General features: G+C 70.3%; 13 protein-coding genes and 1 other RNA gene. 10 read left to right on the plus strand and 4 right to left on the minus strand.

Annotation, left to right across the window (positions count from 1 at the left end; translation table 11 throughout):
- Position 1: 1 nt before the first annotated feature.
- From MFF40_RS06995 to MFF40_RS07005, 3 genes are read right to left on the minus strand one after another with little or no spacing between them, the layout of a single operon-like run.
- The gene (locus tag MFF40_RS06995) at positions 2–1,297 is read right to left on the minus strand and encodes an arsenic transporter (RefSeq protein ID WP_147855464.1); all 1,296 of its coding nucleotides are present in this window, start codon (positions 1,295–1,297) and stop codon (positions 2–4) included.
- 27 nt (positions 1,298–1,324) lie between these two features.
- The gene (arsC, locus tag MFF40_RS07000; protein ID WP_147855465.1) at positions 1,325–1,765 is read right to left on the minus strand and encodes an arsenate reductase (glutaredoxin); all 441 of its coding nucleotides are present in this window, start codon (positions 1,763–1,765) and stop codon (positions 1,325–1,327) included.
- On the minus strand, positions 1,758–2,108 hold the full coding sequence (locus tag MFF40_RS07005; RefSeq protein WP_147855466.1) for an ArsR/SmtB family transcription factor: 351 nt from the start codon (positions 2,106–2,108) through the stop codon (positions 1,758–1,760). The genes arsC and MFF40_RS07005 overlap by 8 nt, the downstream gene beginning before the upstream one ends.
- Before the next feature lie 50 nt (positions 2,109–2,158).
- On the opposite strand from MFF40_RS07005, the gene arsH reads away from it, so the two are divergent.
- The 10 genes from arsH (at position 2,159) to murD (ending at position 13,428) form a co-directional block, all read left to right on the plus strand.
- Entirely contained in the window at positions 2,159–2,905 is a 747-nt protein-coding gene (arsH, locus tag MFF40_RS07010) for an arsenical resistance protein ArsH (protein WP_147855467.1), read from the plus strand.
- 129 nt (positions 2,906–3,034) lie between these two features.
- Entirely contained in the window at positions 3,035–3,475 is a 441-nt protein-coding gene (locus MFF40_RS07015) for a VOC family protein (protein ID WP_147897149.1), read from the plus strand.
- 52 nt (positions 3,476–3,527) lie between these two features.
- Positions 3,528–3,926: RNase P RNA component class A (gene rnpB / locus MFF40_RS07020), an RNA gene on the plus strand.
- A gap of 404 nt (positions 3,927–4,330) precedes the next feature.
- A complete protein-coding gene (gene rsmH / locus MFF40_RS07025; protein WP_238260018.1) occupies positions 4,331–5,398 on the plus strand; it encodes a 16S rRNA (cytosine(1402)-N(4))-methyltransferase RsmH in 1,068 nt (355 codons plus the stop codon).
- Entirely contained in the window at positions 5,395–5,808 is a 414-nt protein-coding gene (gene ftsL, locus MFF40_RS07030) for a cell division protein FtsL (protein ID WP_147856841.1), read from the plus strand. The genes rsmH and ftsL overlap by 4 nt, the downstream gene beginning before the upstream one ends.
- Positions 5,809–5,814: 6 nt before the next feature.
- A complete protein-coding gene (locus tag MFF40_RS07035) occupies positions 5,815–7,725 on the plus strand; it encodes a peptidoglycan D,D-transpeptidase FtsI family protein (protein WP_147856842.1) in 1,911 nt (636 codons plus the stop codon).
- Positions 7,722–9,182, plus strand: a complete 1,461-nt coding sequence (locus MFF40_RS07040; RefSeq protein ID WP_147897294.1) for a UDP-N-acetylmuramoyl-L-alanyl-D-glutamate--2,6-diaminopimelate ligase — start codon at positions 7,722–7,724, stop codon at positions 9,180–9,182. The genes MFF40_RS07035 and MFF40_RS07040 overlap by 4 nt, the downstream gene beginning before the upstream one ends.
- 31 nt (positions 9,183–9,213) lie before the next feature.
- The gene (locus MFF40_RS07045) at positions 9,214–10,665 is read left to right on the plus strand and encodes a UDP-N-acetylmuramoylalanyl-D-glutamyl-2,6-diaminopimelate--D-alanyl-D-alanine ligase (RefSeq protein WP_147897293.1); all 1,452 of its coding nucleotides are present in this window, start codon (positions 9,214–9,216) and stop codon (positions 10,663–10,665) included.
- A gap of 100 nt (positions 10,666–10,765) precedes the next feature.
- Positions 10,766–11,851, plus strand: a complete 1,086-nt coding sequence (gene mraY / locus MFF40_RS07050; RefSeq protein ID WP_147854208.1) for a phospho-N-acetylmuramoyl-pentapeptide-transferase — start codon at positions 10,766–10,768, stop codon at positions 11,849–11,851.
- Between the two features lie 206 nt (positions 11,852–12,057).
- Positions 12,058–13,428, plus strand: a complete 1,371-nt coding sequence (murD, locus tag MFF40_RS07055; RefSeq protein ID WP_147854207.1) for a UDP-N-acetylmuramoyl-L-alanine--D-glutamate ligase — start codon at positions 12,058–12,060, stop codon at positions 13,426–13,428.
- A gap of 148 nt (positions 13,429–13,576) precedes the next feature.
- Here murD and MFF40_RS07060 read toward each other — a convergent pair whose 3' ends face one another.
- Positions 13,577–15,052 carry a methyl-accepting chemotaxis protein gene (locus tag MFF40_RS07060; RefSeq protein WP_147854206.1) on the minus strand — a complete coding sequence of 492 codons (1,476 nt, stop codon included), beginning with the start codon at positions 15,050–15,052 and terminating at the stop codon, positions 13,577–13,579.
- Between the last annotated feature and the right edge of the window lie 32 nt (positions 15,053–15,084).

Genomic DNA, 15,084 nt, shown 5'->3' on the forward strand with positions numbered 1-15,084 from the left:
ATCATCCCGTCCCGAGCAGGGGCAGCCACAGGGCCAGGGCCAGCAGGGCGACGAGCAGCACAGGCACGGTGATGACGAGACCGATCCGCATGTACTGGCCCCAGCCGATCCGCTGTCCCTTGCTCGCCAGAACGTGCAGCCACAGCAGCGTCGCGAGGCTGCCGATCGGGGTGAATTTCGGGCCGAGGTCGCAGCCGATCACGTTGGCGTAAATCATCAGTTCGCGCATCAGCGGCGGCAGGTCGGGCGCCTGCTGGATCGCCAGCGCACCGATGAGCACGCTCGGCATGTTGTTCATGACCGAGGACAGGATCGCGGCGCCGAAGCCCGCCCCGAGCGTCGCCGCGAGCGGCCCGTAACCGGCGAGCCAGACCAGGCCGCCGCCCAGCGCATCGGTCAGCCCGGCATTCCGGAGCCCGTAGACCACCAGGTACATGCCGAGGCTGAACAGCACGATCTGCCACGGCGCGCCGGCCAGCACCTTGCGGATCGGGATGCGGCCGCCCCTCCGGGCGAGGAGCAGGAGCATGGCCGCGCCCGCGCAGGTGACCACCGAGACCGGCACCCCGAACGGCGCCGTGACGAAGTAGGCCCCGAGCAGCAGGCCGAGCAGCGGGAACGCCGCCCGGAACAGCAGCGGGTCGCGGATCGCGTCACGGGGCGGTTCCAGCTGGTCGACCGGGTAGGTGACCGGCAGCGCGGACCGAAAATACAGCCCCAACACCAGAAGCGTGGCGGCGAGCGACACCAGATCGACCGGCACCATCACGGCGGCGTAACGCCCGAAGGTGATGGCGAAGAAGTTCGCCGAGACGATGTTGACCAGGTTGGAGATCACCAGCGGCAGGCTGGTGGAATCCGCCACGAATCCGCAGGCGACGATGAAGGCCAGGGCGGCCTGCGGCTTGAACGCGAGCTTCAGCAGGATCGCCAGCACGATCGGCGTCAGCAGCAGCGCCGCCCCGTCATTGGCGAACACGGCCGCGATGGCGGCGCCCAGCACCACCACCAGGGGGAACAGACGCCGGCCCCGCCCACCGCCCCATCGGGCGACGTGCAACGCCGCCCAGTGGAAGAAGCCGGCCTCGTCCAGCAGCAGCGAGATGACGATCAGGGCCACGAAGGTGAAGGTCGCGTCCCAGACGATGTGCCAGACCACCGGCACGTCGGCCGGCTGGATCACCCCCGTGGCGAGGGCCACGCCCGCACCGACCAGGGCGCTCCAGCCGATCCCGAATCCCCCCGGCTGCCAGATGACGAAAATCAGGGTGACGACGAAGATGGCGAGCGCGAGCATGCGGACGGGAATCTTTCCGGCGCCGAGTCAGGCGAGACCGACGCGGCGGCCGATTTCGTCCACCACCGGCTCGCCGTCTTCCTTGACGAACGCGCCCTGCTGCTGCGGCAGCAGATCGAGCACCCGCTCGGACGGTCGGCACAGCCGCACACCCTTGGGGCTGACCACGAACGGCCGGTTGAGCAGGATAGGGTGCGCCTGGATGGCATCCAGCAGCTGCTCGTCGGTCAGGGACGGGTCGGCGAGGCCGAGTTCGGCATAGGGCGTGCCCTTCTCGCGCAGCGCGTCTCGAACCGTGAGGCCGGCGCGGGCGAGGAGCTGCTTGAGCAGCGCCCGGGCGGGCGGGGTCTTGAGGTACTCGACGACGTGCGGTTCGATGCCGGCGTTGCGGATCATCGCCAGCGTGTTGCGCGCGGTGCCGCAATCCGGGTTGTGGTAGATCACAACGTCGAAGGCGCGATCAGGCATGGTCCACCTCGTTGGTTCCGGAGCCGCAGGCGGCCAGCGCGGGCGCGCAGATCTCGGGGTGCCCCTGGCAGCAATCCGTCATGAGAAATGCGATCAGGCTGGCGAGAATTGGGTAGGCGACGCTGTAGATGATCGAGCGCCCAGCCCGCCGGGACCCGATCAGCCCCGCCTGCTGCAGCTCCTTCAGATGGAAGGAGATGGTGGAGGCGGAGACCCCGATGGCGTTAGCGAGTGCGCCCGAGGCCATGCCGTCCGGGCCGGCCTTCACCAGCGCCCGGAGCGCCCGCAGCCGGTGCTCCTGACCCAGCGCCATGAAGGCCGCGAGGGCTTGCGGTTCGTCCATTTTCGTTTCAACAATCAAACGATAGTACGAACATATGAGAATGTCTGCCCGTGGACAAGCCCGCCCAACCGTTTGACGACGGCCTCCCGAATTTGAGCCGGCCGCATTTCGCGGTGCCGACCTCCGGTCAGCTCGCGGTGGCGCAACCCTTCGCGCACGCGCCGCGCTTCCTGATCCTCTACGGCTCGCTGCGGGAGCGCTCGTTCAGCCGCTTCCTTGCCTACGAGGCAGCCCGCCTCCTCGAAGCCATGGGCGGCGAGGTCCGGATCTACGACGCGCACGGCCTGCCGCTGCCCGACGATTCCACCGCCGACCACCCGAAGGTGCAGGAGTTGCGCGCGCTCTCGCTGTGGTCGGAGGGGCAGGTCTGGGTCTCGCCGGAGCGCCACGGCACTCTCACCGGCGTGATGAAGAGCCAGATCGACTGGCTGCCGCTCAGCGAAGGTTCGGTGCGGCCGACGCAGGGGCGTACCCTGGCCGTGATGCAGGTCTCGGGCGGCTCGCAGAGCTTCAACGCGGTCAACAGCCTGCGCCTCCTCGGCCGCTGGATGCGGATGATCACCATCCCCAACCAATCCTCGGTGCCGATGGCCTACAAGGAATTCGACGAGGCCGGCCGGATGATGCCGGGGCCGCTCTACGAGCGCGTGGTCGATGTCTGCGAGGAGTTGATGAAGTTCACGCTGCTGACCCGCGAGCGGGCCGACTATCTCGTCGACCGCTACAGCGAGCGAAAGGAGCGGGAGCCGGAGCGGCTGCGGGCGGTGGCGGCCGATATCGCCATGGGCAAGCCATGACCGGCCCGGGCGGCCTACTCGGCCGGGGGCGCGCGCTCTAGCTAGGACGGAGGCCGGCTCCGCCGGTCATGTTCGTTTCCGCAGAGGGCGTCGCGACGGCCCTCGCTCCGACAGAGGGATAGCCGCCTTATGGAATACCTCCACACCATGGTCCGGGTGGCCGATCTCGACCGGGCGCTCGCCTTCTACGTCGACGCGTTCGGCCTGAAGGAAGTCCGCCGCGTCGAGAACGAGAAGGGCCGCTTTACCTTGGTCTTCCTGGCCGCCCCCGGGGATGTCGAGCGGGCCCAGGCGACCAAGTCGCCGCTGGTCGAACTGACCTACAACTGGGACCCGGAGACCTATACCGGCGGCCGCAACTTCGGGCACTTAGCCTACCAGGTCGACGACATCTACGCGTTCTGCGCCCAGCTCCAGGACAAGGGCGTGACCATCAGCCGTCCGCCCCGCGACGGCCACATGGCCTTCGTGAAGTCGCCGGACGGCATCTCAATCGAGATCCTGCAGAAGGGCGGCGCCAAGGAGCCGCAGGAGCCGTGGACGTCGATGGAGAACACCGGCAGCTGGTAATCCACCCGCGACTCTTGACCCGGACGGCGGCGCGGGCGCATCTGCCCGCGGATCAGCCGGCCGGGCGGCCGCTCCGGGCGCATCGACGTCCGGGGAGGAAAGTCCGGGCTCCATGGAGAGACGGTGCCGGATAACGTCCGGCGGGGGCGACCCCAGGGACAGTGCCACAGAGAGCAGACCGCCCCGGATGCGTCCGGGGTCAGGGTGAAAGGGTGCGGTAAGAGCGCACCGCGGACGCGGCAACGCGGACGGCACGGCAAACCCCACTGGGAGCAAGACCGAATAGGGGCGGCGCGCCCTTCGCGAGAAGGGCAGGCCCGCTCTCCAGGCCAGTCGCCCGGGTTGGTTGCTCGAGGCGGTCGGCAACGACCGTCCCAGAGGAATGGCCGCCACGTCGGCGCGCGCGAGCGCTCCGGCCTTACAGAACCCGGCTTATAGGCCGGCTGATCCAACTCCCCCCGGACCCGTGCGCCGCGGCGATCGCGCGGTAGCTCTACAGGCTCCGCGACGCGCAAAATTCGCGCCCGGCAAAAACCTTCGGTTAACCGTACCGGGGTCAGATCGGTCGGCTCGCCAGCGCCAGGCTCGCGCGTTGACGATCCTCCGAGGCCCATGATACCCGGCATCCTCCCGTCAACGGCGTGTATCGGATCGCCGGGCGTAACCTGCACAGGTGCAGGTCCCGTCCGTGCGCGGCGTTTCGCGCGCTCCGCATCCGGTGCCGTTCCCGTCACGCGCGCCGCGCTCGCGCGGCCCGGCACAGGGCACCATGAGACGCACGAGCCGCATCCGCGCCGGACTCTCCGGATCGCGCCGAACCCCCGACTGTCCCCGCACCGGCCCGGCGAGGCGCGCATGATCCGGCGCCGCCCCCCGGCCGAGACGGCGTCCGCGCACCGCGACGGCCCCGCCGCCTCCGGCCAGCCCCACGTGCCGGTGCTGCTCGCCGAAGTCGTCGAGTCGCTCAAGCTCGACGGCGGCGTCGCCGTCGACGGCACCTTCGGAGCCGGCGGCTACACCCGCGCTCTGCTGGCGGCCGATCCGACGCTTAAGGTGATCGGCATCGACCGCGACCCGCGGGCGATCGCCGGCGGGCAGGCCCTGGTCTGCGAGGCCGGCGGGCGCCTGCGCCTCGTCCCGGGCCGGTTCGGCGACCTCGACGCGCTGCTTACCGAGGCCGGCGAAGGCCAGGTCGCCGGCATCGTGCTCGATATCGGCGTCTCGTCGATGCAGCTCGACACCCCGGAGCGGGGCTTCTCGTTCCGCAGCGACGGGCCCCTCGACATGCGCATGGGCGGCGACGGCCCCAGCGCTGCGGACCTCGTGAACGAGGCCGACGAGACCGTGCTGGCCGACATCATCTATCATTACGGCGAGGAGCGGCGCTCGCGGGCCGTGGCCCGGACCATCCACGAGGCCCGCCGCCGCGGCCCGATCGAGACCACCGCCCAGCTCGCCGAGTTGGTCGCCGGCGTGGTCTGGGTCGAGCCCGGCAGCCACATCCATCCCGCGACCCGGACCTTCCAGGGCCTGCGGATCGCCGTGAACGACGAGCTCGGCGAGCTGGTCCGCGCGCTCCACGCAGCCGAGCGGGTCCTGGCCCCGGGCGGACGGCTCGCCGTGGTGACGTTCCATTCGCTGGAAGACCGGATCGTCAAGCAGTTCTTCGCCGCCCGCAGCGGTCGCGCCGCCCAGGGCTCGCGCCACCTGCCGGGCGGCCAAGCCGAGACGATCCGCAGCTTCCGCCTCGTCACCAAGGGTCCGGTCCTGCCGGGCGAGGCCGAGATCGCCCGCAACCCGCGCGCCCGCTCGGCCAAGCTGCGGGCCGCGGAGCGCACCGAATCCGACCTGCCCGAACCGCTCGCGGCGCTCCACGCGCTCGCGAGCCTGCCAGACACCGCCCGCGGGGGCCATCGCCGATGATCCGCCTGCTGAACCTCCTGGCGGTCGCCGGCCTCGTGGCCTCGGCGATCTACGCCTACTCGATCAAGTACGACACGCTTTACCAGGGCGGTCAGGTCTCGAAGCTGCAGACCGCCCTGCACAAGGAGCGGCAGGCGATCGCGGTGCTGCGCGCCGAGTGGCAGCTCCTGACCCGGCCGGACCGGCTGCAGGCGGCGGTGGACAAGCACCTCGCGCTGGAGCCGATCGGCACTAGCCACCTGGCCCGCCTGTCGGACCTGCCCGCCCGCCCCGAGCGCGGCGACGAGATCGGCCGGCTGCTCGCCGCAACCGCGACTCCCAAGGACAAGGGCGGGATCGAGCCGCGCACCACCGGCTCGATCACCCGCACCGTCACCACGACCCGCACCCCGAATACCGCTTCGAGGTAATCATCCGTGTCCGAAGACGCCGACCAGATCAGAGACGCGGCAGCCGAGGCGCAGATCTCGGAACACCCTGTCCCGGAGCCCGACGCACCGGCGCACGATGCGCCGCACTTCGCCGTGTCGGAGCAGGATGCGGCGGCGCTCGAGGCCGCCGCCCGGGCGCTGCACCCGGACATGCGTGCCGCCCGCGCCAAGGCGTTCGTGCGGAGCATGTTCCGGCTCGCCATCGAGCGCTCGCACATGCGCGTCGCCCTGGTCGGGCTGGTGTTCGTCGCGGTGTTCGGGACGATCTCGGCCAAGCTGCTGATGATGGCGGTGTTCGGCGATCCGCCCAGCCAGGAGCACCGGGTCGCGGCCGCATCCTCGACGGCGTTCCGGCCCGACATCGTCGACCGCAACGGCGAGATCCTGGCCACCGACATCCGCACCGTCTCGGTCTTCGCCGAGCCCGGCAACATCTACGACAAGGACGAGGCGGTGGAGCTGCTCACCGCGGTCCTGCCGGAACTCAATGCCTCCGAGCTGCGCGCCAAGCTGTCCTCGCGCAAGGACAAGAAGGGCGCGGGCTTCGTCTGGGTGAAGCGCGAGCTGACGCCCAAGCAACAGGCCGAGGTCCACCGGCTCGGCATCCCGGGCATCGGCTTCCTGCCGGACCACAAGCGGGTCTACCCGAACGGCGTCGCCGCCGCCCACATCCTGGGCGCGACCAACCTCGACGGCGTCGGCATCGCCGGCATGGAGAAGTACATCGACTCGACCGGCCTCCAGGCGCTCAACAGCTTCGGGCTGGTCAGCAAGCAGGCAGACCTGAAGCCGGTGCAGCTCTCCATCGATCTGCGCGCCCAGTTCGCCGTGCGCGACGAGCTGGCCTGGGGCATCGACCACTTCAAGGCCAAGGCCGGCGCCTCGATGATCCTCGACGTCAAGACCGGTGAGGTCATCGCCCTGGTGTCGATGCCGGACTTCGATCCGAACGACCCGAAGGACGCGCTCTCGCCCGACCGGATCAACCGCATGAATGTCGGCGTCTACGAGATGGGCTCGACCTTCAAGGCGATGACGCTGGCCATGGCGCTGGATTCCGGCAAGTACAACGTCAACTCGACCTTCGACACCCGCGGCGGCGTGCTGAACTGGGGCCGGCAGAAGATCCACGAGTATCACGGCACCAACCGGGTCATCACCATGCCGGAAGTGTTCACGCACTCGTCGAACATCGGCTCGGCCAAGATGGCGCTCGGCGTCGGCGTGCCCGGCCACAAGGCCTTCCTGAAGAAGATGGGTCTGCTCGACCGGCTGCGCACGGAGCTGCCCGAGAGCGCGGCCCCGATCGTCCCGTCGCGCTGGACCGAGATCAACACCATCACGATCGCGTTCGGCCACGGCATCGCGGTGGCGCCGATCCAGGCCGCGGCCGCTGTGGCGGCGATCGCCAACGGCGGCGACCTGATCACCCCGACCTTCCTGAAGGCGGCGCCCGACGACAAGGCCCGCGCCACGCACGTCCTCTCCGGTCAGACCTCCGAGGCGATGCGCTACATCATGCGCCTCAACGCGGCGGAGGGCTCTGCCAAGAAGGCGGCGGTCCCGTACTATTTCGTGGGCGGCAAGACCGGCACGGCCGAGAAGGTGATCGGCGGGCGCTACATCCACAACCGCCTGTTCACCACCTTCATGGCGGCGGCGCCGATGAACGACCCGAAGTACCTGTTCATCACCATCATGGACGAGCCGCAGGGCCTTCCGGAATCGGGCGGCTACGCCACGGCTGCGTGGAACTCGGGCGTCGTCACCGGCAAGGTGATCGAGCGGGTCGCCCCGATCCTGGGCCTGCCGCCGCAATTCGAGCCGCCGGTGCGACCGTTCCCCCAGATGGTCAAGCTCAACGCCTACCACGTCAACCAGTTGGGCGGCCCGTGAACGCGCGCCTCGCCGAGCTCTTCCCGGAGGCCGCCGGCCCGGCCGCCGACCTGACCGTGTCGGCGTTGACCGCCGACAGCCGGCAGGTCGTGCCGGGCGGCGTGTTCGTCGCGGTGCCCGGCACCCAGGCGGACGGCCGCCTGTTCGCCGCCCAGGCCGCCGGACGCGGCGCCGTCGCGGTGGCCGGGGAGGGCGAGCGCCCAGCCGACCTACCCGAGGCGGTGGCGTGGATCGCAGTTCCGGATGCCCGCCGGGCCTTGGCCCTCGCCGCAGCCCGGCTCGCCGGAGCGCAGCCCGGGGCCGTGGTCGCGGTCACCGGCACGGCTGGAAAAAGCTCGGTCGCCGATTTCGTGCGCCAGATCCTGGCCCGGCTCGGTCGTGACGCCGCGAGCCTCGGCACCGTCGGGATCGTCACCAACCGTGGCGCCGAATACGGCTCGCTCACGACTCCCGACCCGGTGACGCTGCACCAGACCCTGGCGCGCCTCGCCCGGGAGGGCGTGACCGAGCTCGCCATGGAGGCGTCCTCCCACGGGATCGAGCAGCGCCGCCTCGACGGCGTGCGTCTCGTGGCAGCCGGCTTCACCAATCTCGGCCGCGACCACCTCGATTACCACGCTAGCATCGAGGAATACCTCGCGGCCAAGCTGCGCCTGTTCACGGAGTTGCTGCCCGCAGGCTGCCCGGCGATCGTCAACATCGACGGCGCCTATGCCGACCGGGTGATCGCGGCGGCAGAGGGCGCCGGGCGGCCGGTCCGCACGGTCGGACGGTCGGGCACGGACATCCGCCTCGTCTCAGCGAGGACCGAGGGCTTCGCCCAGGCCGTCACGCTCCTGCATGGAAACGTGACGCGCACGGTGCGTCTTCCCCTCGTCGGCGACTTCCAGGTCGAGAACGCCCTGGTGGCGGCCGGCCTGGCGCTCGCGACCCCGGCCGGCGCCGCAGATCCGGGCGGCGTGTTCGCGGCCCTCGACCACCTCACCGGCGTGCCCGGCCGGATGGAGCGGATCGGTGAGGCGCGGGGCGGCCTGTGCCTGGTCGACTACGCCCACAAGCCCGAGGCGCTGGAGAGCGTGCTGACCGCGCTGCGCCCGTTCGCGTCCGGCCGGCTGGTCGTGGTGTTCGGCTGCGGCGGCGACCGCGATCGGGGCAAGCGCCCGCTGATGGGGGCTATCGCCGAGCGCCTGGCGGATGTTGTGTTCGTCACCGACGACAATCCCCGCACGGAGGAACCCCAAGCGATCCGGCGGGCGATCCTGGCGGCAGCGCCCAACGCGGAAGAAATCGGCGACCGGGCCGAGGCGATTGGCTCGGCCGTGCGGCGACTCGGCCCCGGCGACGTGCTGGTCGTGGCCGGCAAAGGCCATGAAACCGGCCAGATCGTGGGAGATCGGACGCTGCCGTTCTCTGACCATGAGGTCCTGCGCGCCGCCATCGCCGGGGCCGCACGTTGATGGCGCGGCCGGATGGTGACCGGGGGCTGACATGACCGCACTCTGGACCCGTGACGAGCTCGAAGCCGCCACCGGCGGACGCCTGATCGGCGCAGACCGCCCGATCGGCGGCGCGTCGATCGACACCCGCACGCTGCAGCTGGGCGACCTGTTCTTCGCCATCAAGGGAGAGGCGCGCGACGGCCACGACTTCGTCGCGAGCGCCCTCGGGCGCGGCGCCGCCGCCGCCGTGGTCAGCGAGGCCCGCGCCGAGGATCTGGCCGCCCACGGCCCCGTGCTGGCGGTCCCGGATTCAGGGGCCGACCCGGTCCTGACCGCGATGACCCGCCTGGGCGAAGCCGCCCGGGCGCGCACCGACGCACAGATCGTGGCGGTGACCGGCTCGGTCGGCAAGACCGGGACCAAGGAGGCCCTGCGCCACGTCCTGGCCGGGCAGGGCGACACCCACGCCTCGGCGGCCTCCTACAACAACCATTGGGGCGTGCCCCTGACGCTCGCCCGGATGCCGCGCACCACGCGCTACGGCGTGTTCGAGATCGGCATGAACCACCCGGCCGAGATCGTGCCGCTGACCGCGCAGGTCCGGCCCGACATCGCGCTGATCACCACGGTCGAGCCGGTGCATGTCGAGCATTTCGCCTCGGTCTCGGCCATCGCGGACGCCAAGGGCGAGATCTTCTCCGGCGTGGAACCCGGCGGCGTGGCGATCATCAACCGGGACAGCGCGCATTACGACCGCCTGGTCGCCCATGCGAGCGCGTCGCGGGCCGGCCGGATCGTCAGCTTCGGCGAGCATCCGGAAGCCGACGTGCGGGCGCAGAAAATCGTGCTGCGCCCCGACCTGTCGGTGGTCGACGCCGTCGTGATGGGGCAGCCCGTCACTTACAAGCTGGGCACCGCCGGGCGGCATGCGGCGCTGAACTCGCTGGGCGTGATGGCGGTGGTCCACGCGCTGGGGGCCGATCTCGCCGAGGCGGCCCTGGCGCTGGCGGGTTTGAGTCCGCCGGTCGGGCGCGGCGAGCGCACCGCCCTCGAGATCGACGGCGGCACCGCCTACCTGGTCGACGAGAGCTACAACGCCAACCCGGCCTCGGTCCGGGCCGCGATCGCGACGCTCGCCGGCATCGAGACCGGCCCGCGCGGCCGCCGCATCGCGGTGCTGGGCGACATGCTGGAACTCGGCGCGGCCTCCCCCGACCTGCATCGCGGCCTCGTCGAGGCGATCGAGGCCGCTCGGATCGACCTGGTCTTCGCCTCCGGGCCGCTGATGCGCCACCTGTTCGAGGCGTTGCCGGTGAGCCGCCGCGGCGGCGTCGCCGACACCGCCGCCGACCTGATCGAGCCGCTGACCCGCAACCTGCGGTCCGGCGACGCCGTGATGGTCAAGGGATCGAACGGCAGCCGCATGGGGCGGATTGTCGATGTGCTGAAAGCCCGCTACGCGGTCGACCCGGCGCGGCGCGGAATGGCCGCCGCCCCGTGATCCGGACCTGATCCGCCCCATGATCGGCACGCCCGAGCGTTCGCGACGATCGGTGCCGCCCCCCGAAACCCGCGCCTGAACAAAGGGGCCGAGCGCCCGGATGCTGTACCTTCTCTCGGAACTGAGCGGCACGTTCTCGCCGCTCAACGTCTTCCGCTACATCACCTTCCGCACCGGCGGCGCGCTGTTCACGGCGGGCCTGTTCGTGTTCTGGTTCGGGCCGTGGATCATCTCCCTGCTGCGCCTGCGCCAGGGCAAGGGCCAGCCGATCCGCGAGGACGGTCCCCAGACCCACCTGCTGACCAAGCGCGGTACGCCGACCATGGGCGGGCTGATGATCCTGGCGGGCGCCATCGTGGCGATCCTGCTCTGGGCCAATCCGCGCAATCACTACGTGTGGGTGACCCTAACCGTGACCCTGGGCTTCGGGGCGATCGGCTTCTACGACGACTACCTCAAGGTGACGAAGCAGTCCCACAAGGGCTTTTCCGGCAAGTTCCGGCTGTCCCTGGAAGCGATGATCGCCATCGCGGCCTGCACGATCGTCTCGGTCTATTCACCGGCCGCCCTGCAGAACCAGCTCGCCTTTCCGGTGTTCAAGGACGCGCTGCTGAACCTCGGCTGGTTCTACGCCCTGTTCGGAGCCTTCGTGATCGTCGGCGCCGGCAACGCCGTGAACATGACCGACGGCCTCGACGGTCTGGCGATCGTGCCGGTGATGATCGCGTGCGGCACGTTCGGGATCATCGCGTATCTCGTCGGCAACTCGTTCACCGCGAGCTACCTCCAGGTGAACTACGTCCGCGACAGCGGCGAACTCGCGGTCGTCTGCGGCGCGGTGATCGGAGCCGGCCTCGGCTTCCTGTGGTTCAACGCGCCGCCCGCCCAGATCTTCATGGGCGACACCGGCTCGCTGGCGCTGGGCGGCCTGCTCGGCACCATCGCGGTGGCGACCAAGCATGAGATCGTCTTGGCCATCGTCGGCGGCCTGTTCGTCCTGGAGATGATGTCGGTGATCATCCAGGTCGCGTCGTTCAAGCTCACCGGCAAGCGCGTCTTCCGGATGGCGCCGATACACCACCATTTCGAGCAGAAGGGCTGGAAGGAGCCGCAGGTCGTGATCCGGTTCTGGATCATCGCGGTCATCCTGGCGCTCGCGGGCCTCGCGACCCTGAAGCTGCGCTGAGAAACTGTGCTAGACTATGTATCACTACGGCCGATCCCAATCGGGCCCTCATCCTGAGGTGCGGCCGCGAAGCGGGCGCCTCGAAGGAGCCCTCCAGCCGGCCGCGTGACCCCTGGAGGGCTCCTTCGAGGCCCGCTGGCGCAGGCACCTCAGGATGAGGGGGTTGGGTGGGATCGGCGATGTTCCCACGTTGAATTGAGTTTCCCATGACACCCGTCACCGTCTTCGCGGGCCAGAAGGTCGCCCTGTTCGGGCTCGGCGGATCGGGGCTGGCCACGGCCAATGCGCTGAAGGCCGGCGGCGCTGAAGTCGTTGCCTGGGACGACAATGCCGACAGCGTTGCGCGTGCGCGTGCGCAGGATGCGGGCATCGGCACGCAGGATCTGCGGGACTCCGACTGGTCCGGCTTTAAGGCCCTGGTGCTCAGCCCCGGCGTGCCGCTCACTCATCCGGAGCCGCACTGGACCGTCCGGCTCGCCCGCGAGGCCGGAGTCGAGATCGTCGGCGACATCGAGCTGTTCTGCCGGGAGCGCCGGGCGCTGGCGCCCGAAGCGCCGTTCGTGGCGATCACCGGCACCAACGGCAAGTCGACCACCACGGCGCTGATCGCCCACGTGCTCGCCCAGGCCGGGCGCGACGTGCAGATGGGCGGCAACATCGGCACCGCGATCCTGTCGCTGGCGCCGCCGGATGCCGGCCGCGTCCACGTGATCGAGATGTCGTCGTTCCAGATCGACCTGACCCCGGGCCTCGACCCGACGGTGGGCGTGCTGATGAACATCACGCCGGACCATCTCGACCGCCACGGCACCATGGAGCAGTACGCCGCCATCAAGGAGCGCCTGATCGCCGGCGCCGGGCTGGCGGTGGTCGGGATCGACGACGGCCCGAGCCGGGCGATCGCCGAGCGGCGCGCCGGTGACCTCGTGCGGGTCCACGTACCCACCGGGGACGCGCTCTGCGCCGACGCCGTGACGGTGCGCGACGGCATCGTCCGCGACCCCGACGGGACAGCGCTCGCCGACGTCAACGGCATCGGCTCGCTGCGCGGCGCCCACAACTGGCAGAACGCCGCCGTGGCGGTGGCGGTCGCCCGAGCCCTCGGCCTCACCGGCGAAGAAATCCGGGCCGGCCTGTCCTCGTTCCCGGGGCTGCCGCACCGGATGGAGCAGGTCGGGCGACGCGGCGCCGTGCTGTTCGTCAACGATTCCAAGGCGACCAACGCGGATTCCACCGAGAAGGCGCTGACCGCCTTCAGGGACATCCACTGGATCCTGGGCGGCAAGGCCAAGGAGGGCGGGATCTTCCCATTGGTGCCGTATTTCCAGCGGGTCGCCCACGCCTACCTGATCGGCGCGGCCTCGGACGCCTTCGCGGCCACCCTGGAGGGCGTCGTGCCCTACACGCGCTGCGAGACCCTCGACGTCGCGGTCCCCAAGGCCGCCGAGAACGCCGCCGCCTCGGGCGCCCCGGAGCCGGTGGTGCTGCTCTCGCCGGCCTGCGCCTCCTACGACCAGTTCCGCAATTTCGAGATCCGCGGCGACCGGTTCCGGGAACTGGTGCAGGCGCTGCCCTGAGGGCTTCGGTCTTCAGGGTTTCAAAAGGTCGAGACCTTTTGCGGGTGCAGGGCGGCGCCTTGCTGTCGGGCCTCGCCCGATGCATCAGGGGCTCCGCCCCCGAACCCAGCCAAAGGGCTGAGCCCTTTGGAAACCCGGTCCGGGCCGGTCAGCGCGCCAGCACCTTGGCGGCATCGCGGGTGGTGGCGACCGCCTCGGAGACGTCGGCGACGGCTTGCGCGATCGCCCCGATATTGCCGGTAATCGCCGTGACCGCACCGGCGGCGCTCTGCATGCTCTCGGCGAGGTCCCGGGTCACCGCACTCTGCTCCTCGATCGCCGCCGCGGTGGACACCACGGTCTCGCGCATCACCGAGACCGAGGCCCCGATCGAGCCCAATGCGACCACCACTTCCTGCGAGACCTGCTGGACGCTGGCGATCTCGCTGTTGATCTGCCCGGTGGCGCGGGCCGCTTGGTCGGCGAGCGCCTTCACCTCGCTGGCCACCACCGCGAAGCCGCGGCCCGCCTCGCCGGCCCGGGCGGCCTCGATGGTGGCGTTGAGCGCCAGCAGATTGATCTGGCCGGCGATGCTCTGGATCAGCCCGACGATGCTGGACATCGCCGTCGCGCTGTCGGCGAGCCGCTTGGTGTGGCCGTCCGCCTCGCGCACGCAGGCGTAGGCGGTGTCGGTGGCGCCCTGGGAGCGCACGATGCTCTGGGACATCTCGGCGACGGAGGCGGCGAGCTCTTCGGCCGCCGCCGCCACGGTCTGGACGTTGCCGGAGGTCGAGTCCGCCGCCGAGGAGGCCAGGCGGGCGGCGTCCGTGGAATGCATGACCGCGTGCTCGATCGCGCCGAAATTGCTGTCGATCAACCTGCGTAGGTCGGCCAGCAGGCGGACCTGATCGGTGATGTCGGTGGCGAACTTCACCACCTTGTAGGGCCGGCCACCGGCGTCGAGGATCGGGTTGTAGGAGGCCTGGATCCAGATCTCCCGCCCGTCCTTGCCGAGGCGGCGGAACTGGGCAGCCTGATAGGTGCCGTTGCGCAAGGCCGCCCAGAACGCCCGGTAGGCTTCGCTGTCCCGGTAGCCCGCCTCGACGAACAGGCTGTGATGCTGCCCGACCACCTCGTCGCGGCCGTAGCCCATCGCGGCGAGGAAGTTGTCGTTAGCCTCGAGGACCATGCCGTCGAGGTCGAAGGCGATCACCGCCTGGACCTTGTGGATCGCGGCGATCTGGCCGGCGCGGTCGGCCTCCTCGGTGCGCTGCCGAGTGATGTCGGTGGCGAACTTCACCACCTTGTAGGGCCGGCCCCGGGCGTCGAGCATCGGGTTGTAGGAGGCCTGGATCCAGATCGTCCGCCCGCCGCGACCGACCCGACGGAACTGGCCCGACTCGAACGCGCCGCCGCGCAGGCGCTCCCAGAACGCCCGGTAATCCGCTGAATCCCGGTATTCCGGATCGACGAAGAGGCTGTGATGCTGCCCGACCACCTCGGGCAGGGTGTAGCCGACCGCGTCGAGGAAATTGCCGTTCGCCGACAGGATGCGGCCGTCGAGATCGAACTCGATCAGCCCCTGGACGCGGTCGAGGGCCGCCAGCTTGGCCTGCGCTTCACGGACCTTCAGAGCAGCGAACATGTCGGACCGGCTTCTGCTGTGCGGATCGGGCC

Origin of the sequence: Methylobacterium mesophilicum (genome assembly GCF_022179445.1) — a bacterium.
Taxonomy (GTDB): domain Bacteria; phylum Pseudomonadota; class Alphaproteobacteria; order Rhizobiales; family Beijerinckiaceae; genus Methylobacterium; species Methylobacterium mesophilicum.